This is a genomic window from Gemmatimonadaceae bacterium, from assembly GCA_035633115.1.
Taxonomy (GTDB): Bacteria; Gemmatimonadota; Gemmatimonadetes; order Gemmatimonadales; family Gemmatimonadaceae; genus UBA4720.
Genome location: DASQFN010000112.1, coordinates 1 through 20,526, shown reverse-complemented (window position 1 = coordinate 20,526; position 20,526 = coordinate 1). Strand labels below are relative to the sequence as shown.

The following is a 20,526-nucleotide window of genomic DNA, read 5'->3' as shown; positions in this document are numbered from 1 at the left end:
GGTCGCTTCCTGGTCAGTGTCGATCCAGCCGGCGTAGTCGCTAATTAGCCCCAAGGCTATATTCACTTCGTGAAAGCGCGCACGAAGTTCCTCGGTGGAGGACTCCTCGTCCTCGGCACTGCCGGCTACCTGATGGCCAGCTCGATCCGTGATACGGCCGTCTATTATCTGACGCCCGCAGAGCTCTCCGCGAAAACGGTCTCCGATCCGACGTTTTTCAACACGGGCGTGAAAGTGGGCGCACGTGTGGTGCCCGGCTCGATTGTGCGGCAGCCCGGCGGGCGCGAGGTCGCATTCCTGATGACCGACGGTGCGAAGTCGTACAACGTCATCTATCGCGGCATCACGCCGGATACGTTCACCGACGGCGTGGACGTAGTCGTGGAGGGCCGTCTCGGGCGCGATGGGACCTTCCGCGCGACGACGCTCCTCGCCAAGTGCGCGTCCCGCTACGAAAACGCCCCTGAAAAGGGCGAGGACAAATACAAGTCAACGCCGGGTTATAGAGCGGCGGAAAAGCGGGCGTGATTCTCGTTGGTGAGCTGTCGCTCTGGGTCGCCCTCCTCATGGCGGCCTGGGCGGCAACGGTGTCATTCGCGGGCGGCGCACTCGCTCGGCGCGACCTCGTCGCGAGTGGAGAGCGGGCGATTTACGCGACGCTGGCGATGGTCGTGCTCGCGTCGCTCGGGCTCTGGACGGCGCTCTTCGCGCACGACTTCTCGATCAAGTATGTCGCGTCGTTCACCAGCGCAAATCTCCCCAAGGCGTATCTCTTCACGGCCTTCTGGGCGGGGCAGGCGGGATCGCTCCTGTTCTGGTGCCTGATCCTCGCGATTTACTCCGCGCTTGCGATCTATACAAACAAAACGCGCAATCGCACTCTCATGCCGTACGTGTCCGGCACGCTCGCACTCGTCCTGATCTTTTTTCTGGCGACAATGTGCTTCGGCGCCAATCCGTACGAGAGGCTCGATTGGATTCCACCCGATGGACGCGGAATGAATCCACAGCTGCAGAATCCGGGAATGGCGATTCACCCGCCGAATCTCTACCTGGGCTATGTCGGCACGACGATTCCCTTTGCCTTTGCGATCGCTGCACTGATCACGCGCCGCCTCGACACTGAATGGCTCGCGGCGGTGCGGCGATGGGCTCTGGTTGCCTGGTTCTTCAACACGACCGGCATCCTGCTCGGGATGTGGTGGGCCTATGTGGAGCTGGGATGGGGCGGCTACTGGGCGTGGGACCCTGTCGAGAACGCTTCGCTCCTGCCGTGGCTCGTGAACACCGCGTTCCTGCACTCGATCATGGTGCAGGAGAAGCGCGGCATGCTGCGAAAGTGGAACGTCACGCTGGTTGTCTCGACGTTCCTGCTCTCGATCTTCGGCACTTTCATCACGCGCAGCGGCATCATCTCGAGCGTGCACTCGTTTGCGCAATCGCCCGTCGGCAACTGGTTCGCCGGCTTCCTCCTGCTGGGCATAGTCGCCAGCGCTTATCTGGTGACCACTCGGCTCAAGGACATGGAGGCCGAGGCCGAGCTCGAGAGCATGGTGAGCCGCGAAGCTGCGTTTCTCTACAACAATCTCATTCTTGTGGGGATTGCGTTCTCCGTGCTGTGGGGAACGATCTTCCCGATCATCACCGAAGCAGTGCGCGGCGAGAAGATCACGGTGGGTCCACCGTTCTTCAATGCCGTAAACATTCCACTTGGGTTGCTGCTGCTGCTTCTTACGGGAATTGGACCGCTTATCGCCTGGCGGCGCGCCTCGGTATCGAATCTCCAGCGCCAGTTCGCCGCACCCATCCTTGCCGGAATCACAACGCCCTTCATTCTGCTGATCCTTGGCATGCGCGACGTCGCTGCTATCATCGCGTACTCGTTTGCCGCCTTCGTGGCGATGACGCTGACGCAGGAGTTCTACAAGGGAGTCGGAGCTCGGCGCAGGATGTACCGCGAGGGAGTACTCACCGCATTCAATCGGCTGGTCGCGCGCAATCGGCGACGTTACGGCGGCTACATCGTGCACATGGGAATCGTGGTCATCTTTGCGGCGTTCGCGGGACTCGCCTTCAAGACGGAACACGATCTCACGTTCAAGGCAGGTGAGGCGCACGAGCTGACGGATCCGTGGGGCCAGCGCTGGCGCTTCGTCAGCCAGGGGGTCTCGACGTACAACGTGCTCAACCGCGAGGTGACGGCGATCGCTCTGGATGTCAGTCGCGATGGGAAACCCGCAGGTGTGATGACGAGCGAGAAGCGGCAGCATGTCGACAGCCGCGGCACACCGACCTTTGAGCCTTCGACAGAGGTCGGGATCAGAGGCTCCTTCAGGGAAGACGTCTACATCGTTCTCGCCGGCGTGCGCGGCGACGAGAGTGCCGAGCTCCGCGTCACGTTCAATCCACTTGTGCGCTGGGTGTGGCTGGGCGGGATTCTGATGGTGATCGGCGGGCTGATCGTGATGTGGCCGCAGGCGCGCCGTCGCGGAGTGCAGGGCGGGTACGCCGCGAGAATGGAGCCCGGTCTCTCTCCGGAGCCTGAGCGCGAGCTGGTAGGAGCCTGATGCCGAGCCGGCGGGAATTTCTCGTCGCTCTAACGTCGGGCATCGGCATCATCTCGGCGAGAGCTGCCGCTGCCAAATCGCAGCAGGTGACGCAGACATTCTCCGGCCCGATGCAGCAGGATGCGTATCAACCCGCGAAGCTCGCGGCAAAACCAAACGCCGCCGCGTCGATGTCGGTGGCTCAGCGCGACGATCTCGAGCACCAGATCAAGTGCCAGTGCGGATGTCCGCTCGACGTATACACGTGCCGGACAACGGACTTCTCCTGCAGCGTCTCTCCGCGGATGCACTCGGATGTCATGTCGCTCGTGTCCGGAGGATACAGCGCAGCCGAGATACTCCGCGCGTTTCAGGACGTGTATGGCGAGCGCGTCCTGATGTCACCGGTCAAGGCGGGATTCAACTGGCTCGGCTACCTGACTCCGTCGGTGGTCATCGCAGCGGGGGCGATAGTGCTGTACACGCTGATTCGGCGCTGGGGTGCACGCGCGGCGCTGAAGCACGCGGCAGCGACCGTGCCGAGCGATGCCACGCCGGCGGAACGAGACGCGATCGATGCCGCGCTTAGGAATGACAGTTGACCGCCCTGCTTCTCGGGACACTGCTCGCGCTTGGCGCGCTGTCATTCGTGCTCTATCCACTGTTCACGAGTAGTCCGCCAGTTGCGTCGCCGACGCCTGATCGCCAGAACGGTGACGGCGAGACCGACCGCAATCCGGCGCTCGATGCGCTGCGGGAAATCGAGTTCGATCGCGAAACGGGAAAATTGTCCGACGCTGATTATGCGGCGCTCAAGGAGACGTACACACACCGGGCGGTAACGGCGATGAGGGGGGGAGGAGGCCCGGTGTGCATTACATGCGGTCCACGGCCGGAGAGCGATGCGCGGTATTGCTCGAATTGTGGGGCGCGCCTGGCGGCGTAGAATCACGACCCTCGAAATGTGCAGGCGTACGGTCGCCTTAAACCTCGAGTGCTTCCAAGCGGCGGAGTGCTATACGAATTGGAATCAGCGTAGCGACGACACAGACAATTCCCGCCACGCCGAAGCCGATCACCATCTCCATCGGATCAGTCGGCGCTCCAAATGCGCGTGACGCGAGATAGCTGAATACCGGCCGCGCCTCGAGGGTGATGACGGTCCCTATCATCACGATGGCCGCCATCATGAAGAGCAGGCCCCCGAACGAGGTGGGGATCTGCGCCGCGTTCTCGGTCTCGAAGCGGGGGTACATCGTGCCGAAGCCCACAGCGAGACCCGCGATCCCGAACGTCATCATCGTGATCGTGAAGATCGACACGATCATTATGAAATCGCTCACGTGCATCAGGAATCCCGTCACCGTGACGAGCGAGACCGCCATCACCAGCAGCGGAATCGTACCTACCCAGAACTTCGACCAGAGGAGCTCGCGCATCGCCAGCGGACTGGATCGCAGCAGCCACATCGTACGTCCCTCGAGGCTGATTCCAGGGAAGATGAAACGCGCGGCGATGGATGCCAGAACGAATCCGGCGAGAACGAGATTCAGGAATGGAATCAGGTTCGCGACGAAAAATGTCACTCCCTGCCCACGCGACGGCAGCAGCTTGATGTTGATCACGTAGACGACGACGAGCACGGCTAGGAGAATGAGCTGCGACCACTGCGTTGTGTCGCGGAAGAAAAGCCGCACTTCCTTGAGGACCAGCTCGCGCTTCACGATTCCGAGTGGACCGAGCAGACGCCTGAAGATGCTGTCCGATGTTCGTTCCTTCGCCCAGCGTTCTGCACTTTCCTGCGCTTTGGTGAACCCGTTCACGTAGAACTGCCGGTGCAGCACTGCGCCGAGTATCAGGAACGCCGCGGAGGTCGAGGTAAGGAGATAGAAGGGAAGAAAATCGGGCTCACGAGTGAGCCAGCTCATCAGCCCTGCCTGAACCCATTCGCTGGGCAGCCACGCAGACGTCGGCGTCTTCAGGACAGCGATGAATTCGATCAGCGACCTGAATCCTTCGGGACGCGCGAGCTGCTCCGGGCGCATCAGCCGGAAGAGCAGCACCAGGCCGCCGGCCGCGAGCAGCCCGATCACCGTCAGAATGTCGCGTGTGCGGCGCGCCGGAAACGCGTTCACGAGCAGTAGCGTAATGGCCGATCCGACAACAGTCGGCAGAATCAGAAACGGCACAAATGCGGCAATAACCACGAGGATAAACATCGGGCCACCGTCGTACGCTATGCCGTACGCCACGAACATCGGTACGGCGAGAAGGATCACCATCCAGCTCGAGAAGACGCACGTCTCCGTCAGCTTGGCGAGATAAAGGCGAAGCCAGTCCACCGGAGCGGAGACGAGCAGGTCGAGATCCTTCGCCAGAAAAAAAGTCGAGAGCGAGGCGATGATGTTCGACAGGAGAAGCATGCCAAAGAAGCTTACGAGCACCAGCCCGAGGAGTTTGCCGGCGAGCAGGGGGCCGATCTCGGGAACGCCCTTGAAGTAGTTGAGCAGTCTGAAGATCACCGCAAAGATGAGCGCCCAGAAAATCACGGTGAGCACGCCGAGGAGTAATGCCCGCCCGGTTGAACCGTCAGTTTTCTTCGTCGCCCTCGCCCGCATGCTCTGCCACTTGGGGGAGAGCAGGTGAAGGAAGCTCGGTGACTTCAAAGCCTCAGGCATCGAGAACGTCCACGAACTCGCGGGCGGCGTTTTCTCCCGTGAGTCGGAGGAAGATACCCTCGAGCCCTCCATCTCCCTGCGTGGACGCCGCACGGAGGTCGTCCATCGTTCCGAGCGCGCGGATTTTTCCCGCCTGGATGATCGCGATCCGATCGCACATCGTCTCCGCGACCTCGAGAGTGTGCGTCGACATCATGATGGTGTGACCCCGCCTCACGTATTCGCGGAACAGGTCCTTGAGAATCCGCGCCGCTTTCGGATCGAGTCCAACCATGGGCTCGTCGACGACGATGACGTCGGGTTTGTGAACGAACGCGCTGGAGATGATGAGCTTCTGACGCATGCCGTGGCTGTAGCTCTCCACGAGCTCATCCCGCCACTCTTCGAGGTCGAACAGCGCAAGCAGCTCGCTGCTCCGGTGCTCGATGTCCTTGCCGTTCTGACTGTACAGGCCGGCGACGAAACGCAGAAACTCGATGCCAGTGAGCTTTTCGTAAATGAATGGGCGATCCGGAATGAATCCGAGGATGCTCTTGGCCGTGGTGGGATCGGCTGCGACGTCGATGCCGCTGATGCGAACGGTGCCCGCGGTCGGCCGAAGAATTCCGGCGATCATGCGAAGCGTCGTCGTTTTGCCGGCACCGTTCGGACCGAGAAAGCCGAACAGCTCGCCTTTCGGCACGTGGAGATCTATGGCGTCCACGGCAGTGAACGATCCGTAGCGCTTGGTGAGTCCGGTTAGTTCGATCATGGGGTCTCCCAAAGGACGACCGTTGGACGTGGTTGGTAAAGAGGACCGCGGACTCCGGACTAACGATTACTTTCGGCGAGCTCGAGGGACTGATGCCGAGTCGAGTTTCGCAGAAGCTCCTTCGCGTGTTGATGCTCTGTCGAGTCTCCAGTTGTCGAAGGCGATCTCGAACGTCGTGCGGATGAGTGAGATCCCTCCCGGCTCGCTCCCTGCGAGCATACGTCCTTCCGAATCTACCCATGCGGTGATCGTCGGGACGTCGCCGCTGATAAGCCAGCCGCGCACCGTGTCCTCGTGCGCTTTCACCCACCGCCCGGTCGCGGAATCGAGCGATGCGCTGTCAGTAAGCGTAAACAGTGAATCCTTCTGGATTCGCAGGTTGACGTTTCTGACACTGCGCGTCAGAGGATCGAACATCCCAATCGGCATCGACGCTCCTGGTTTTCGCGGCGTGCCCAGCATCAATGGGATTGGGGCGACAGTCGGGAAGAACAGCAGGCCGGCTACGTCGTACTCCTCCGTGGTCGCGTGTTTCTTCGGAGTCTCCGTGGTCAGCTGAAGTCTACGTGCCGTGCCATCTCCCTGAATTACGCCGCGGAGGAGAAACGGACTCAGATCGCCTTCGGCCTTGAGAATGAAATCCTTCATCGACAACGCGCGCGAGAAGCGCGCTACCGATCGGGCCTGCATCTGGAGGGTGTCGTTTGCGACTGGAACCACTGCGCGCACGTAATCGGTCGCGACGAGCAGGGCAGTGGTGGTGTCGAGCGCCGACGACGCCGCGCCAATCTGCTGGTTGTTCTGCTCGAGTCGGTAGTAGTAGGTCGCGGGTGACACTTTCATACCCGCTTCGGCCAGCGATTGCTCGGGCGACCGGAAGGTGCTCCTTCTATATAGAAGGGCGAGGCCGACGACCCATAGTCCGAGTATGCCGAGGGCGATGGTTCGTCGCGTCATTGTTGAGGGAAGGGCGGCCAGGATATGCGAAGCACCGTAACGGAAACCGACGCATTGTTGGTACCCGGCGTCACGCGGGGTCCGAATCAGGCTATTGTGAGACTGGTTTCGCTGTTGATCCAGCCGAGATAGCGCTCGAGCCCGCCGGTAACCGGAATGGCAAGAAGCTCGGGGACTTTGTACGGATGAAGCTCGCTGAACGCGCGTCTCAATCCCTCGACGCAGCCCGAGCGGGTCTTCAGCAGAAGCACCGCTTCAGTCTCATCCGCGATTTTACCTTCCCACCGGTAAATCGAGCGCGATTGCGGCAAGACGGTGCCGCACGCGATGAGCCTGCGATCGAGAAGCTCGCGGATCAACGTTACCGCTTCTTCGTTCGTGGCGATCGTCGTTAGAACAACAACAGCATCCGTATGAGCCAACGTGAAGCCCTGAGTAGAGTTGCGACAAGATAATACTGACATCGCCCACATGCCCTAGTGGCGTGACTTGTATCCGCCTCTGCAACCAGCGAACTTAGAATGCTATGCCAGAAGAAGCGCTCATCGTTCGCGGGGCGCGAGAGCATAACCTCCGCAACATCGACGTAACGATCCCCCGCGATCGCCTCACCGTCATCACCGGACTCTCCGGCTCCGGCAAGTCCTCACTGGCTTTCGACACCATTTACGCCGAAGGACAGCGCCGCTACGTCGAGTCCCTCTCTGCGTACGCCCGCCAGTTCCTCGGCCTCATGGAGAAGCCCGACGTCGACTCCATCGAAGGTCTCTCGCCCGCGATTTCCATAGAACAGAAGACGGCCGGGCACAATCCACGTTCCACCGTCGGTACCGTAACCGAGATCTACGATTATCTCCGCCTGCTCTTCGCGCGCGCGGGAACTCCGCATTGCCCGAATTGCGGCCGAGCCGTGGAGAGACAAAGCGCCGGCCAGATTGCCGACACGATTCTCACCTGGCCCGCTGGAACGAAGATCGAAATCCTTTCGCCACTCGTCCGCGGCCGCAAAGGCGAGTTCAAGGATCTCTTCGAGGGCGCGCGGAAGCAGGGATTCGTCCGCGCGTACGTCGATGGTGATCTGATCGAGATCGCGAATCCTCCGCGGCTCAACCGGAAGCTCAACCACAGCATTTCCGTCGTCGTCGACCGACTTGTCGTGCGGGCCGAGGACCGCGGTCGGCTCGCGGATTCAGTCGACACCGCGCTCAAGCTCGCCGAAGGTCTGATCGAAGTCGTGCGGCAGGACGACAACAGCCGGCACCTATTCTCCGAGCGATACGGCTGTCCTGTGTGCGGCATTTCACTTCCTGAGCTGGAGCCGAGGCATTTCTCATTCAACTCGCCCTTCGGCGCGTGCGCCGCCTGCGGCGGACTCGGCACCAGGCGCGAGGTGAGCGAGCAGCTCATACTCGGCGACCCGAGCATCTCGATTCTCGAAGGGGTCGTGCTGCCGTGGGGCGAGCCCGACGGATATCTGCGAAAGGTGATTCTTCCGGGGCTGGCAAAGCAGTTCGGATTCAATCTCAACACGCCGTGGGGCCAGCTCTCGACCGAGACGCGCGACATACTGCTCCGCGGGTCGACCGGAAAGCGATTCTTCGGAAAAGTCGCAGCCGGAAAATGGGAGGGAATTCTTTCCAACATTCAACGCCGCTACGACGAGACCGAATCCGATTCCGTTCGAATGGGCCTTGTGGAATTCATGCAGACGCGTGAATGCACGACCTGCGGCGGCCGGCGGCTCAAGCCCGAATCGCTCGCAGTGACAGTCGCCGGACGCAATGTAGGAGACATCGTCGAGATGCCGATCACCTCGACTCTCAGTTTCTTCGAGGGAGTCGCGGTTCGCGAGGACGGGAAGCCCGGGCTCGACCCCGACATCGCCGGCCCCATTCTCAAAGAAATCCGCGAGCGACTTCGTTTCCTCAACGACGTCGGACTCGATTATCTCACGCTCGGACGTTCCGCGGAATCGCTCTCGGGAGGCGAGGCGCAGCGCATCCGCCTCGCTACGCAGATTGGCTCGCGCCTCGTGGGCGTTCTCTACATTCTCGACGAGCCTTCGATCGGACTTCATCAGCGGGACAACGCCCGGCTCCTCAACACACTCCGCCAGCTTCGCGATCTCGGGAACACCGTAATCGTGGTCGAGCACGACGAAGAAACCATGCGCGAAGCCGATCACCTGATAGATCTGGGCCCCGGCGCCGGCAAGCACGGCGGTGTCGTCATCGCTGAAGGAAGCTTCGACGCCGTCTCGCGCAATCCCGCTTCGATTACGGGTCGTTATCTGCGCGGCGAGCTGTCGATTCCTATTCCGTCCGAGCGTCGTCCGATGAATGCGGAGAAAGTCGTTCGCATCGAAGGCGCGCGGCATCACAACCTGAGAAACCTCGACGTCGACGTTCCTCTCGGCCTGTTCGTGGCAGTCACCGGAGTCTCGGGATCAGGAAAATCCACGCTGATCGAAGACATTCTTCATCGCGCACTTGCGCGTCATTTCTATCGGGCGCGCGTGATACCGGGCGAGCACGACCGAATCAGCGGTCTCCAACACCTCGATAAGGTCATCGATATCGACCAGAGTCCCATCGGCCGCACTCCGCGCTCGAATCCCGCAACGTACACGGGGCTGTTCACGCCGATCCGCGAGCTATTCGCGGAGATGCCGGAAGCAAAGATCCGCGGGTACGGCCCGGGGCGCTTCTCGTTCAACGTGAAGGGAGGCCGCTGCGAAGCGTGCGAGGGCGACGGCCTCGTAAAAATCGAGATGCACTTCCTGCCCGATGTTTACGTCCCCTGCGACGTCTGCAAAGGCAAACGGTACAATCGCGAGACAATGGAGGTGCGCTTCCGCGGATTGAGCATCGCCGATGTTCTCGATCTGACAGTCGAGGACGCGCTGGCGTTTTTCGAGAACCAGCCCCGCATCTATCAGAAGCTCCACACGCTCAACGACGTCGGCCTCGGCTACATCCACCTCGGCCAGAGTGCCACGACGCTATCGGGTGGTGAAGCCCAACGCGTGAAGCTGGCCACTGAGCTCTCGAAGCGCGACACGGGGCGTACGTTCTACATTCTCGACGAGCCGACAACCGGCCTGCATTTTGAGGATGTCAGGATGCTGCTCGAGGTGCTTCACCGTCTCGTGGATCGCGGCAATACGGTACTCGTCATCGAGCACAACATGGACGTCATCAAGACAGCCGACTGGATCATCGACCTCGGACCCGAGGGCGGGTTCCGCGGTGGTGCCGTCGTCGCTGCAGGAACACCTGAAGCCGTTGCAAACATCAATGCTTCGTACACCGGTCGATTCCTGCGCCAGCTGTTGAAGGGTCGCGCGCGCAGAAAGGCCGGCTAGCAAGCGCGGCCAAAGGAGAAGCGCCCACTCATGGTCTCTCTGCTGGACATCATCGGACCAGTAATGGTTGGTCCCTCGTCCTCGCACACCGCGGGCGCCTGCCGGCTCGGTCTGCTCGGCCGCGGGCTCGTCGGCGGCACCCCCCACAGGGCGGTGCTCGAGCTGCATGGGTCCTTTGCCCGGACCGGCGAAGGACATGGCACCGACAAGGCACTTGTCGCTGGACTTCTGGGATTCCGGCCGGATGACGAAAGAATTCGCGAGGCCCTTCAGATCGCAGAGCGTGAAGGTCTCGATTACCGGTTCGAAAAAACGAGCATCGGCGACGCCGTCCATCCCAATACAGTTCGAATGCAGATGGAGCTGGGCGATCTGACGGCGACGATGATGGGGTCGTCACTTGGCGCCGGTCGCGTCCTCGTAACGGAGGTTGACGGCTACCCCGTGGAAGTGACCGGAAACTTCCACACCATCGTTCTCGTAGCTGAAGACAGGAAGGGATCGATCGCCAGAATCACCGGTATTCTGGCGGACCACGACATCAACATCGCCACTCTGCGATTGACGCGAAAAGAGCGGGGCGGCGACGCATTCATGGTGATCGAGTGCGACGAATCGCCGGGTGACGCGCTGCGTGACGAGATTCGCGGGCTGGACTGGGTACGGTGGGCTCGCCGGCTCGACCGTGTGAGCGGCGGCGGCGGCTGAATGTACCGCGCGCTTGCTGACGCGATTCGCGATGCCGAAGCTCGCGAGCAGACGCTGGCTCAGGTCGCGATCGACCAGGAAGCAAGAGATCAGGGAAGACCGGCCGAGGAGATCAGGGCAGTACTTGCACGGGCACTGGTAGTGATGCGGAGTGCGATTGGCGATGGCCTGACCGGCGATCTGCGATCCGCGTCGGGTCTCGTGGGAGGAGATGCGGCGAAGCTCAGGATGGGACCGCCGGGTCCGCTCGCGGATACACCGTTTCGTGACATCCTTTCCCGCGCGCTTGCGGTTCAGGAAGTCAATGCTGCAATGGGTGTCATCGTCGCGGCACCGACGGCTGGAGGAGCCGGAATTCTTCCCGCGGTGATGACGGGGCTGGCAAAAGCAAAATCGGTTTCCGAGGAAAAGCTGGTGGATGGACTGGCGACCGCCGGGCTGATCGGAGCGGTGATCGCCGAAAGGGCGTCGCTTTCCGGCGCGGAGGGCGGTTGTCAGGCAGAAACCGGCGCGGCGGCCGCTATGGCCGCGGGTGCCGCGACCGAGATGCTGGGAGGCGCTCCAGGACAGGTGGGACACGCGGTAGCTTTGACGATGCAGGGAATGCTGGGGCTGGTCTGCGATCCGTTGGGTGGACTTGTCGAGCTCCCGTGCGTTTTTCGCAATGCAACGGGCTCGGCAATCGCGCTGGCTGGGATCGAAATGGCGATGGCGGGGATCACCTTTGCCATCCCGGTGGACGAGGTGATCGACGTGATGGGCGAGATTGGCCGGGAGATGGACGTGCGTTACCGCGAAACCGCCGGCGGCGGCCTCGCGGCAACGCCCACGGGAAGGCGATTGGCGAAGGAGCGGCTTTACCAGATTCGACGGTCGCCCGAGTAGCAACCCTATAACTGGTTATCGCCTGTCGAATTCTGTATCTTCGCGGGCGATGGCCACTTCGAGGCACACATAAAAAATGAGCATCTTCGACCGTTTAGCCCGTCTCTTTCGCTCCAATGTCAATGACCTGATCGCTCAGGCGGAACAGCCTGAGAAGATGTTGAATCAGATCATCATCGACATGCGCTCGCAGCTGGTGAAAGCGAAGCAGCAGGTCGCCGCCGCCATCGCCGATGAGAAGCGCCTTCAGGACCAGACGGCTGCCGAGCTTCGTGAGGCGGAGGAATGGGAGCATCGCGCGATGCTCGCAGTGAAGGAGAATCGCGACGATCTCGCCAAGCAGGCGCTTATGCGCCGCGGCGAGCACGTGTCACGCGGACAGCAGATGCAGCTTACCTGGGAAGCGCACAAACAGGAAACCGACCGTCTCAAGGAATCGCTGCGCGGCCTCAACGACAACATCGAGGAAGCGAACCGCAAGAAGAATCTCCTCATCGCCAAGCAGCGTCGCGCCGAGGCGCAGAAGAGAATTTCCGAGACGATGTCGTCGATCTCCGAGAAATCCGCTTTCGAGGCCTTTGCGCGGATGGAAGAGAAGATCGATCAGAACGAGCGGCAGATCCGCGCTCACGCGGAGATCGAGGGCGAGTTCAGCGGCGATCGCCTCGCGCATGACTTCAAGCAGCTCGAGTCGAGCGCCGGGAACGCGACAGCCGATGCGCAGCTCCTGGCACTCAAGCAGAAGATGGGTCTCATTGCAGCGCCGGCGCCCGACAATACGAGGCAGCTGGGCACCGGTACACCTGAAGAAGAGGAGATTCCGGAAGCAGAAGAGATTCCGGACGAGAAAACAACCACTTGAGCGATGAAAAAACGGCGCGAATGAAACTCGCGCCGATGCTGACGACGGTGATCCTCACCATCCTGCTTCTCTGGATGGTGGGGTCGACGTCCGGTGTCTTCATCCTTCTTTTCATCGCTGTAATCCTGTCGCTCTACCTCGGTGCAGTAACCGATTTTCTGCGCACCCGGGGAAGAGTTCCCGAGCGGCTGGCATTCTTCCTCGCGGTAGTCGGGACGGTCGTCGCTCTGGTTGGCCTCATCGCGCTTCTCGTGCCGCCGGTGATGGAGCAAACGCGCTCGCTGCTCGCTGTACTGCCAGCCTACATCACGGCATGGGAGCAAGGCATCGACCGGTTCGCCGCGCGATTCCCGGCCCTCAGAGGCGTGTGGACTCCCGGGGAACACCAGGCGCTGTACGCGATCTACGAGCGATTGTCCGCGACGGCCGGCAACCTCGCGCCGAAGGTCTTTTCGCTGGTGCACGTCTTCATCGACATCTTCGCTGTGATGGTCATGAGCATCTACCTCGCGCTTCACCCCGGAGTGTACCGCGAGTGGCTCATTGCGCTGTTCCCGCCCGTTCATCGCGACCTTGTGCGCGACGTGCTGCGTGACCTCGCCGACACGCTCCGCTCGTACATCGTCGCTCAGCTCACGGCAATGGCGGTGCTCGCCGCGCTTACCGCAATCGGCCTCTACCTGCTCGACGTGCCGTACGCGCTGACCTTCGGAATCTTCACCGGCCTCGTGGCGATCATTCCGTTCTTCGGGACGCTCCTCTCCACGACCATCCCCGCTCTCTTCGTGTTGAGTGGCCCAGGCGGCGGAACTCATGCACTCTGGGTCATCGCCCTCGGAGTGGTGGTGCATCTGATCGAGGGCAATCTCGTCGCGCCGCTGGTGATGTCGCAGAAGATCGAGCTGCCTCCGGTTCTCACGATCATGTCCGTGCTGGTGATCGGGAAGTTGCTTGGCCCTCTCGGGCTCGTTATCGCTGTGCCGACGCTTGCCACGATCATGGTCATCGTGCGCCGCATCCTGATCAACCGCATCTACGAGGGGAAGGGATTCAGGAAGAGCACGCGCGACCGGATGTTCGTCTTGCGAGTCCCTGCGCCGGACGGTGGGGTGCTCGTCCCGCCGTCTCGAGTGGACGACATACTCCGCTACAAGGAAGCCGGTAACGGCGTGCCTCCTGTCTCGGTGGTGGTGAAGCTCGCGTAGACCTTGTGTCCCGCGCGTGAGCCAGCCCTCGTGTTCCGCTGGATCTGTGCGCTAGCCACCCGAAGCCGCGGCGGGAAAACGATGCGCGCCGAGTATTTCCGATCGCTCGGCTAGCATCTCGGCGCACTAATCTCCGCGCATGCCGGCGCTTTCCATTCACTCGCTTCGCAAGAGTTTTCTTTTTGGTCACCGCCAGGCGCCACAGCGACGCGAGGCTTTACGTGGCGTGGACCTCGATGTGGAGCGGGGCGAGATCGTTGCAGTAATCGGAGACAAGGGCTGCGGGAAGACGACTCTCCTTCTGTGCGCCGCCGGACTGCTGCGTCCTGATTCCGGCTCGATTCACTGGTATGGAACGCGTTTCGCCGGGGGCGGTTGCCATCCGAATCTCGTCTACATCCCGGCCGTCCCGACCTACTATCCATTTCTGACCGTCCGTGATGTGCTGAGTCAGCACAGTCGGCGCGATAACAAACGCTTCACTTCCGGGCGCACGATTGAAGAGTTATCGCAGCGTGTTTCACTCGCGGGCAAGCTCGCAACATCGGTGATCGAGCTCGAGGCGTCGGAGGTCAAGCTGCTCGCCATCGCTCAGGCAATCATTGAGGATCCGAAAGTCATCGTGCTCGACGGCACACTCGATACTCTGGAGGGTGCATCCAGCCTCGTCAGGCAAGTGATCGGAGAGGAACGTTCTCATTGCCCGACACTGATTATTGCTTCGCGGCACCCGCATGCGGTTGTCGGCGCAGCAACGCGCGTTGTCGTGATGCATGCGGGGCGGGTGACGGCATCCTTCAGCGCCGAATGCAATGACGGGTCATCGGCCGGGAGAATTGCCTTCGCCGACATCGAGGCGACCGTGCGGCAAATTGCCGAGCGGGTGCACTGAGCTGATCGGGCAACGGCCGACGGGTAACAGCAAGCAGGTAACGGCGAACCGGTAACGGCCAACAGGTACGGGTAGCGGGTAGCGGGTAAGGGGGCCTTCTGCCTACCTTCCGCGCAATGGCCGAATTCCGCCTCTACAACACGCTCACCCGCAGCGTCGATCCGTTCGAGCCCGTCGATATGGACACGGTATGCATGTACACCTGCGGCCCCACGGTCTACAACCCCGCCCACCTGGGAAATTTCCGGACCTTTCTGTTCGAGGATTTGCTCCGGCGCATCATTCGGCTCCGCGGGTGGGACGTGGAGCAGGTGATGAACATCACCGACGTTGACGACAAGATCATCAAGCGGGCGAGTGAGCGCGGTCTGACGATCGCTGAAGTCACCGAGCCGGTGATGGCGATGTTCCACGCCGACCGCGAATTCCTGCGCATCGAGAAGGCGGAGAAGTATCCACGCGCGACGGAACACCTCCCGGAGATGATCGATCTGGTTGGCAAGCTCATCGAGCGAGAGCTCGCGTATCAGGCGGAGGATGGGTCGGTCTATTACGCGATCGGCAGATTCGAGGGCTATGGAAAGCTGTCGCGACTGGATACCCGGGAGATCAAGGCGGGAGCGCGGGTCGCGCAGGACGATTACACGAAGGAAAACGTGCAGGACTTCGCCCTGTGGAAAGCCGCGAAGCCGGAGGACGAGAAGGCCGGTGCCGCGTGGGATTCACCATGGGGTCGCGGCCGGCCCGGCTGGCATCTCGAGTGCTCTGCGATGGCAATGAAGTACTTCGGTCACACTATGGACATCCACTGCGGTGGAGTCGACCTAGTGTTTCCTCACCACGAGGATGAGATCGCGCAATCCGAAGGCGCGACAGGGGAGCCGTTCTCGCGCTTCTGGTGTCATGGCGAGTTCCTTCTCACCGAAGGCAGCAAGATGGCGAAGCGTGTCGGCAACGTCGCGACGGTGAATGATCTGCGCGAGCAGACCGTGTCGCCTGCCGCGTTCCGTCATTTCGTTTTTTCGACGCACTACCGGAAGCAGCTCAACCTTTCGCCCGAGGCCCTCGAGGCGTCTGTAGAAGGCGTGCGTCGTGTCGGCGATTTTGTCGAGAGACTCGAGAGCGGGGAAGCGGGAACGCCCGAGCTCGCGGCGCTGGCGGAGAGTGCAGAGAATGAAGCTCGGAATGCGTTCTTCGACGATCTCAATGCGCCGGAGGCTCTCGGCGCTCTGTTTCGTTTCATTCGCGGCGCGAACGCGGAGCTCGACAAGCGTGGAAGCGACAAGGCAGCGCTCGAGCGAGCGCGAAAAGCGTTCGCTGTAATCAACGGGGTGCTCGACATCGTTCCGGCAGGTGCGGAAGACCCGGAGCTTCGGAAGTTCGTCGAGGGGAAGCTCGCTGAGAGGAAGAAGGCGAGGGCCGAGCGCGATTTTGCCAAGGCAGACCGGATTCGTGACGAGCTCGTTGCCGCCGGTATCGAGATCAAGGATGGTCCGTCAGGGACGAGCTGGAAGAAGCTGAGCTGATCGGGGGGCCAGCGTCATGGGCGTGACGATGTGCATTCTTGCCGTTGTGGGCGGGCTCGGTGCGGCGTTTCGCGTTGCAGGGCAAATCAGCAGTGATCGGCCAAGAGTTCAGGATCGACCCTGGGCAAGAGTTGCTCTCGTAGTTGCCATCATCTGCTTGGCCACGGCGCTTTTCATGATTCGCAACGCATTAGTGATTTGGAATCCGTACGTGCTTCCGCTCGCTGTTCTGCAATTGCATCTGAGTCTCGTAGCGATTGTGGTGTACCCGACTCGCTGGCGGGCGACGATCGAAGGACTCGCAGCTGCCGCCCTTGGCGTCTTCTCGTTTCTGAGCGGCTTTTCGATTGGGGTTTTCATAATGCCATTTGCGGCAGCTTTGGCGGTCGTCGCCCTGATCCACATGGATGAACGCCGGAGGGCATTGGCGGAAGTGAGGTAGTGGTACAGTTTGTACCAGTGCCGGAAGTGAGGTACTGGTACAGTTTGAAATAGGAGGGGCTGGCGTCCGTCGCTAGATTGCGGTATGGCAAAACCGAAACGTCCTCGCGATCTGAATCAACTCGCCGTCCATATTGGCCGGATTGCCACACACGAGATTGAGGAAGTGACGCCCGAAGAGAATCCGGCGTCTAGACGGGGCAATGCCAGGGCCGCTAGTTTGTCGCCACGTCGGCGAAAGGAGATCGCGAAGAAGGCCGCCGCCGCTCGTTGGGGTAAGAAACGCAAGCGTAGGTGAAGGAGGCCGGGATGGCTGGAATGCCACCCCAGTCCGACAGGTCGGTCTCGTCGTCGCTGGAAATGCGCCGCCTTGACCTTCCCGCACACGATGACCTCGGCATGCCTGCCAGCAACCTCACCGAGGCCACCGCCCCTTCACTCCTTCGCCTTCGCCGCCTTCCGCTTCTTCCACTCCACGGAAGCTGCCTTCATCGACTTCCCGGCCTTCATCTGCTCGGCTGCGAATAGCGTCCACTCGCTCTTGCCGGGGCCGCCTGACCCTTTCGCGGGGGTTTTCGTCGAATGGCCCGCCTTCGCCTTTGCCTTCGCGCCAGCGGCCTTCTTCGCGGTTTTCTTAGACTTCTTCTTCTTCGGAGTGGCGGGCTCGTTGCCCTTCGCTCCCCGTGGGTACCATTCGGCGAGACCCCACCCGGACGGGGTGTTCACGATGAGGTTACGTTCCCGCATCCGCTTCAGTTCGGTGTTGACGTTCGCGTAGAAGTTCTTGGCATTCGTCAGCACTCCGCCCGCCTTGAGGCCGTTGACTATCGCCATTGGATTCTGAGGCTGCTTCATAATGCCGAGATACTTCGAAATGGCGTCAGCGATGGAGAGGCGGAAGAATTCATCGCTTCTCACACGGCCAGTCACCGGAGAATCGCGGCCCACTATTGGACTAACGCCGAATGGCACAGAGCCGCCGTTGCCCTCGCTGGTGGCGCTCATCCCGAGACGCCGACGCAGGAGGGCAATGGTCGAATCCAGCTCCGACCGCTCCTGCTCCAGCTCCGCCAGGAGTTGAGTCATTGAATCCGTTTGATCGGCCATAAAATCGTTGCCTCATAGGAGGAAAATCGTTAAGTTGACAACACTGCCGACTGGCAGCAGAGGACGCGGCTCTCCGGAGGGCCGGACATCTACCCGAACCCCCCGGCGCCGCTACAGTTTCACGATCACCACCTCCTCTCGGCGGTGGCTCCGGGACCTTCCCCAAGGTACTAACCCCCAGAGCCACCGCTGTTCGTTTGTCTGCCTTAACTAATAGCACCGGGTAAGGCAGTCGGCAAGAGCGGCGTTATTCCCAACCGGAACAAGCCCGCCGTCGGGATTCGCTCTACCGCCTCACCATAATGAGACAGACAAATATATCTTGTTCCTCTGTCTGCCCTATAAAACCGTTGGCCTAGGGCACTCACTCCTTAAATATTCGCCTAAATATTGCTTGACAATGCCCTATAAAACAAGCATTATTAGTACAGTTTCAATCACTTGGTACTTATGAATCGCCTACCAACCGAACGCCGCGTCCAAATTCTCGCCGCCCTCTGTGAGGGTGCGTCAATCAATGCGACTGCGCGTCAGACGGGTGCTTCAAAGGTTACCATCTTGAAGCTTCTCGCCGAGGTCGGCCAAGTGTGTCTCGACTACCAACGCGAGAAGCTTGTGAATCTTCCCTGCACGAGAATTCAAGCAGACGAAGTGTGGAGCTTCGTGCAGAAAAAGCAGAAGCGCGTCCGCATGGAAGATATTGGAACGGGCAGAGGTGACGCTTGGACGTGGACGGCGATCTGCGCCGACACGAAGCTCGTACCTTGCTGGCACGTCGGCGCTCGCGACGCCTACGCTGGCTATTACTTCATGGAGGATTTAGCGTCGCGCCTCGCGAATCGTGTTCAACTCACGACTGACGGACTGCGTCAGTATCTGGTCGCCGTCGAAGGTGCCTTCGGGTGGAACATGATTGATTACGCGATGCTGGTTAAAATCTACGGCGAAGCTCCCGAAGGCCCGCAACGCCGATACAGTCCGGCAAGATTGCTTGCCACGGAAAAGACAAGAATCATGGGCGACCCTGACGAGAAGCACGTTTCAACGTCTTACGCCGAGCGACAGAACCTTACGATGCGGATGAACATTCGCCGTCTCACGAGACTCACGAACGGATTTTCAAAGAAGATTGAGAACCACATTCACGCCATCGCTCTTTACTTCATGCACTACAATTTCTGCCGGAAGCATGAGACATTGACGAAGGCGGCGGGTGGGATTCACACTACCCCAGCGATGGCAGCGGGTGTGACTGATCACGTTTGGAAGCTTCAAGAAGTGGTGGAACTCTTATAGGTCGCCGTAATCGGCTCGCCCAATAAGTCCTCTCCGCTAACGACATATGTTGCCCCGGCCAACGATGCGGCGTCGAACCTGCCTTCGATACCGTGAAACGAGAGTCCCACTGGATGTTGCTCGGCCTCTTTGACAACTGGAGGAGTCCCCATGGGCACCCCTCCATTCAACCGTTCGAGAGACTTTCCAGCGGCGTCCTGAATATCGAGAACCCACTCCCGCTTGAAAGACATGGTACTCTGTCCAGGGTTGATGATCAGCGCCTGTACGTAGAAGTCGGCGCGATCTCCGTTCCAAGTTGGCCTGACCTCCTCAACGAGAAACGAAACCCTCTTTCTGGATTTGGACTCAGTTTCAAGTGCCGTTTTCTCGCTACGCTCCTTTCGCCACGCCGTAAAGGAGGCCGCTACAAACGTGAATCCCAGGGTTAGCCATCCCCATGGTCGAGGTATTTCCTTGCCGGTGGCAAAAGCGAAGATGGCGACAATTGCCATTAGTCCACCGCCGGTCAACAACACTTTCCACTGGCCCCAAAGCGCGCGGAGGAATTGGCCGAGGTCTCGCATCGTGCCGATAAGCTACGGCGCACAAACAATCTCCGCTTCAAACTGTACCAGTACCGGAAGTGAATTCGGGTTGACTGGCGTGCTCCAAGTCCGTTACATTACTAGGCTTGCGCAGAATCGCTGTTTGCTGACGTAGCTCAATTGGCAGAGCAGCTGATTTGTAATCAGCAGGTTGCCGGTTCGATTCCGGCCGTCAGCTCTGCTGAGACGAATAGATGGGGTCTGCCTCTTGCTGGGTCACGCGTTGCGAGCGACTGGGATGGACATCGGGTGGGGTGCCCGAGCGGCCAAAGGGAGCAGACTGTAAATCTGCCGGCTTATGCCTACGAAGGTTCGAATCCTTCCCCCACCATTGCGTTCAACGGCGGGGGGCGGGGTTTTTTATTGTCTCACTTTATCGATCGGTGTTCTCGCGGGAGTAGCTCAGTTGGTAGAGCACTAGCCTTCCAAGCTTGTGGTCGCGGGTTCGAGTCCCGTCTCCCGCTTCCGGCAGTGCAGTCGCTCGCGTAGCTCAGTCGGTAGAGCACACCCTTGGTAAGGGTGAGGTCATCGGTTCAATCCCGATCGCGAGCTTGGACGTAGAAGCACGTAACGAAGGCAATTAGAGGAAAGAATGGGAAAAGCGAAATTTCAGCGGACGAAGCCGCACGTGAACGTCGGGACGATCGGTCACGTCGATCACGGGAAGACGACACTGACCGCGGCGATCACCTTGATCCAGTCGAAGAAGGGCATGGCCGAC

The 20,526-nt window shown here is 60.6% G+C and carries 20 protein-coding genes and 4 tRNA genes; 18 read left to right on the top strand and 6 right to left on the bottom strand.

Annotated features, from left to right (window positions below):
• Positions 1-69 precede the first annotated feature (69 nt).
• Genes VES88_15815 through VES88_15800 form a run of 4 tightly spaced genes read left to right on the top strand, consistent with a single transcriptional unit; the run spans position 70 to position 3,492 of the window.
• A complete protein-coding gene (locus tag VES88_15815) occupies positions 70-528 on the top strand; it encodes a cytochrome c maturation protein CcmE (protein ID HYN82952.1) in 459 nt (152 codons plus the stop codon).
• On the top strand, positions 525-2,567 hold the full coding sequence (locus VES88_15810; GenBank protein HYN82951.1) for a heme lyase CcmF/NrfE family subunit: 2,043 nt from the start codon (positions 525-527) through the stop codon (positions 2,565-2,567). Before VES88_15815 ends, VES88_15810 begins: the two co-directional genes overlap by 4 nt.
• On the top strand, positions 2,567-3,148 hold the full coding sequence (locus tag VES88_15805) for a cytochrome c-type biogenesis protein CcmH (GenBank protein HYN82950.1): 582 nt from the start codon (positions 2,567-2,569) through the stop codon (positions 3,146-3,148). The genes VES88_15810 and VES88_15805 overlap by 1 nt, the downstream gene beginning before the upstream one ends.
• On the top strand, positions 3,145-3,492 hold the full coding sequence (locus VES88_15800) for a hypothetical protein (GenBank protein HYN82949.1): 348 nt from the start codon (positions 3,145-3,147) through the stop codon (positions 3,490-3,492). The genes VES88_15805 and VES88_15800 overlap by 4 nt, the downstream gene beginning before the upstream one ends.
• 37 nt (positions 3,493-3,529) lie before the next feature.
• Here VES88_15800 and VES88_15795 read toward each other — a convergent pair whose 3' ends face one another.
• The 4 genes from VES88_15795 to cutA form a co-directional block, all read right to left on the bottom strand.
• Entirely contained in the window at positions 3,530-5,224 is a 1,695-nt protein-coding gene (locus VES88_15795) for a hypothetical protein (protein ID HYN82948.1), read from the bottom strand.
• Entirely contained in the window at positions 5,217-5,975 is a 759-nt protein-coding gene (locus VES88_15790) for an ABC transporter ATP-binding protein (GenBank protein ID HYN82947.1), read from the bottom strand. Before VES88_15790 ends, VES88_15795 begins: the two co-directional genes overlap by 8 nt.
• A gap of 66 nt (positions 5,976-6,041) precedes the next feature.
• Positions 6,042-6,932 carry a hypothetical protein gene (locus tag VES88_15785; protein ID HYN82946.1) on the bottom strand — a complete coding sequence of 297 codons (891 nt, stop codon included), beginning with the start codon at positions 6,930-6,932 and terminating at the stop codon, positions 6,042-6,044.
• Between the two features lie 86 nt (positions 6,933-7,018).
• Complete coding sequence (gene cutA / locus VES88_15780; protein HYN82945.1) at positions 7,019-7,354, bottom strand: divalent-cation tolerance protein CutA; 336 nt, start codon at positions 7,352-7,354, stop codon at positions 7,019-7,021.
• A gap of 104 nt (positions 7,355-7,458) precedes the next feature.
• On the opposite strand from cutA, the gene uvrA reads away from it, so the two are divergent.
• The 8 genes from uvrA (at position 7,459) to VES88_15740 (ending at position 16,816) form a co-directional block, all read left to right on the top strand.
• Positions 7,459-10,296 (top strand): excinuclease ABC subunit UvrA, encoded by a 2,838-nt coding sequence (uvrA, locus tag VES88_15775; GenBank protein ID HYN82944.1) that lies wholly within the window; start codon positions 7,459-7,461, stop codon positions 10,294-10,296.
• A 30-nt stretch (positions 10,297-10,326) separates the two neighbouring features.
• Positions 10,327-11,004: an L-serine ammonia-lyase, iron-sulfur-dependent subunit beta gene (gene sdaAB / locus VES88_15770; GenBank protein HYN82943.1), complete on the top strand. Its 678-nt coding sequence runs from the start codon at positions 10,327-10,329 to the stop codon at positions 11,002-11,004.
• Positions 11,005-11,889 (top strand): L-serine ammonia-lyase, iron-sulfur-dependent, subunit alpha, encoded by an 885-nt coding sequence (gene sdaAA, locus VES88_15765; GenBank protein HYN82942.1) that lies wholly within the window; start codon positions 11,005-11,007, stop codon positions 11,887-11,889. It abuts the gene before it with no gap.
• 76 nt (positions 11,890-11,965) lie between these two features.
• Entirely contained in the window at positions 11,966-12,751 is a 786-nt protein-coding gene (locus tag VES88_15760) for a PspA/IM30 family protein (GenBank protein ID HYN82941.1), read from the top strand.
• Positions 12,752-12,771: 20 nt separating this feature from the next.
• Complete coding sequence (locus VES88_15755) at positions 12,772-13,956, top strand: AI-2E family transporter (protein ID HYN82940.1); 1,185 nt, start codon at positions 12,772-12,774, stop codon at positions 13,954-13,956.
• Between the two features lie 139 nt (positions 13,957-14,095).
• The gene (locus tag VES88_15750; protein HYN82939.1) at positions 14,096-14,848 is read left to right on the top strand and encodes an ATP-binding cassette domain-containing protein; all 753 of its coding nucleotides are present in this window, start codon (positions 14,096-14,098) and stop codon (positions 14,846-14,848) included.
• Positions 14,849-14,964: 116 nt separating this feature from the next.
• A complete protein-coding gene (gene cysS, locus VES88_15745) occupies positions 14,965-16,374 on the top strand; it encodes a cysteine--tRNA ligase (protein ID HYN82938.1) in 1,410 nt (469 codons plus the stop codon).
• Between the two features lie 28 nt (positions 16,375-16,402).
• Positions 16,403-16,816: a hypothetical protein gene (locus VES88_15740; GenBank protein HYN82937.1), complete on the top strand. Its 414-nt coding sequence runs from the start codon at positions 16,403-16,405 to the stop codon at positions 16,814-16,816.
• A gap of 434 nt (positions 16,817-17,250) precedes the next feature.
• On the opposite strand, the gene VES88_15735 is transcribed toward VES88_15740, so the two are convergent.
• Complete coding sequence (locus VES88_15735; GenBank protein HYN82936.1) at positions 17,251-17,901, bottom strand: hypothetical protein; 651 nt, start codon at positions 17,899-17,901, stop codon at positions 17,251-17,253.
• A 579-nt stretch (positions 17,902-18,480) separates the two neighbouring features.
• Between VES88_15735 and VES88_15730 the strand changes: the two genes are divergently transcribed.
• Complete coding sequence (locus tag VES88_15730; protein ID HYN82935.1) at positions 18,481-19,218, top strand: IS1 family transposase; 738 nt, start codon at positions 18,481-18,483, stop codon at positions 19,216-19,218.
• On the opposite strand, the gene VES88_15725 is transcribed toward VES88_15730, so the two are convergent.
• Positions 19,194-19,784 (bottom strand): hypothetical protein, encoded by a 591-nt coding sequence (locus tag VES88_15725; protein HYN82934.1) that lies wholly within the window; start codon positions 19,782-19,784, stop codon positions 19,194-19,196. The genes VES88_15730 and VES88_15725 overlap by 25 nt on opposite strands.
• Positions 19,785-19,910: 126 nt before the next feature.
• Here VES88_15725 and VES88_15720 point away from each other — a divergent pair.
• The 5 genes from VES88_15720 to VES88_15700 all read left to right on the top strand — a co-directional run.
• Positions 19,911-19,983 (top strand) — tRNA-Thr (locus tag VES88_15720).
• Positions 19,984-20,053: 70 nt separating this feature from the next.
• A tRNA-Tyr gene (locus VES88_15715) sits at positions 20,054-20,136 on the top strand.
• Positions 20,137-20,196: 60 nt separating this feature from the next.
• Positions 20,197-20,269 (top strand) — tRNA-Gly (locus tag VES88_15710).
• 15 nt (positions 20,270-20,284) lie between these two features.
• Positions 20,285-20,357: transfer RNA gene (locus VES88_15705), tRNA-Thr, on the top strand.
• A gap of 40 nt (positions 20,358-20,397) precedes the next feature.
• The coding region (locus tag VES88_15700; protein HYN82933.1) for a GTP-binding protein at positions 20,398-20,526 on the top strand (129 nt) is incomplete at its 3' end.

Coding starts and splice junctions, on each gene's coding strand:
- VES88_15805 (HYN82950.1), top strand. CDS start 2,567: ATGCCGAGCCGGCGGGAATTTCTCGTCGCTCTAACGTCGGGCATCGGC.
- VES88_15795 (HYN82948.1), bottom strand. CDS start 5,224: ATGCCTGAGGCTTTGAAGTCACCGAGCTTCCTTCACCTGCTCTCCCCC.
- VES88_15790 (HYN82947.1), bottom strand. CDS start 5,975: ATGATCGAACTAACCGGACTCACCAAGCGCTACGGATCGTTCACTGCC.
- VES88_15785 (HYN82946.1), bottom strand. CDS start 6,932: ATGACGCGACGAACCATCGCCCTCGGCATACTCGGACTATGGGTCGTC.
- uvrA (HYN82944.1), top strand. CDS start 7,459: ATGCCAGAAGAAGCGCTCATCGTTCGCGGGGCGCGAGAGCATAACCTC.
- sdaAB (HYN82943.1), top strand. CDS start 10,327: ATGGTCTCTCTGCTGGACATCATCGGACCAGTAATGGTTGGTCCCTCG.
- sdaAA (HYN82942.1), top strand. CDS start 11,005: ATGTACCGCGCGCTTGCTGACGCGATTCGCGATGCCGAAGCTCGCGAG.
- VES88_15760 (HYN82941.1), top strand. CDS start 11,966: ATGAGCATCTTCGACCGTTTAGCCCGTCTCTTTCGCTCCAATGTCAAT.
- VES88_15755 (HYN82940.1), top strand. CDS start 12,772: ATGAAACTCGCGCCGATGCTGACGACGGTGATCCTCACCATCCTGCTT.
- VES88_15750 (HYN82939.1), top strand. CDS start 14,096: ATGCCGGCGCTTTCCATTCACTCGCTTCGCAAGAGTTTTCTTTTTGGT.
- cysS (HYN82938.1), top strand. CDS start 14,965: ATGGCCGAATTCCGCCTCTACAACACGCTCACCCGCAGCGTCGATCCG.
- VES88_15740 (HYN82937.1), top strand. CDS start 16,403: ATGTGCATTCTTGCCGTTGTGGGCGGGCTCGGTGCGGCGTTTCGCGTT.
- VES88_15735 (HYN82936.1), bottom strand. CDS start 17,901: ATGACTCAACTCCTGGCGGAGCTGGAGCAGGAGCGGTCGGAGCTGGAT.
- VES88_15725 (HYN82934.1), bottom strand. CDS start 19,784: ATGCGAGACCTCGGCCAATTCCTCCGCGCGCTTTGGGGCCAGTGGAAA.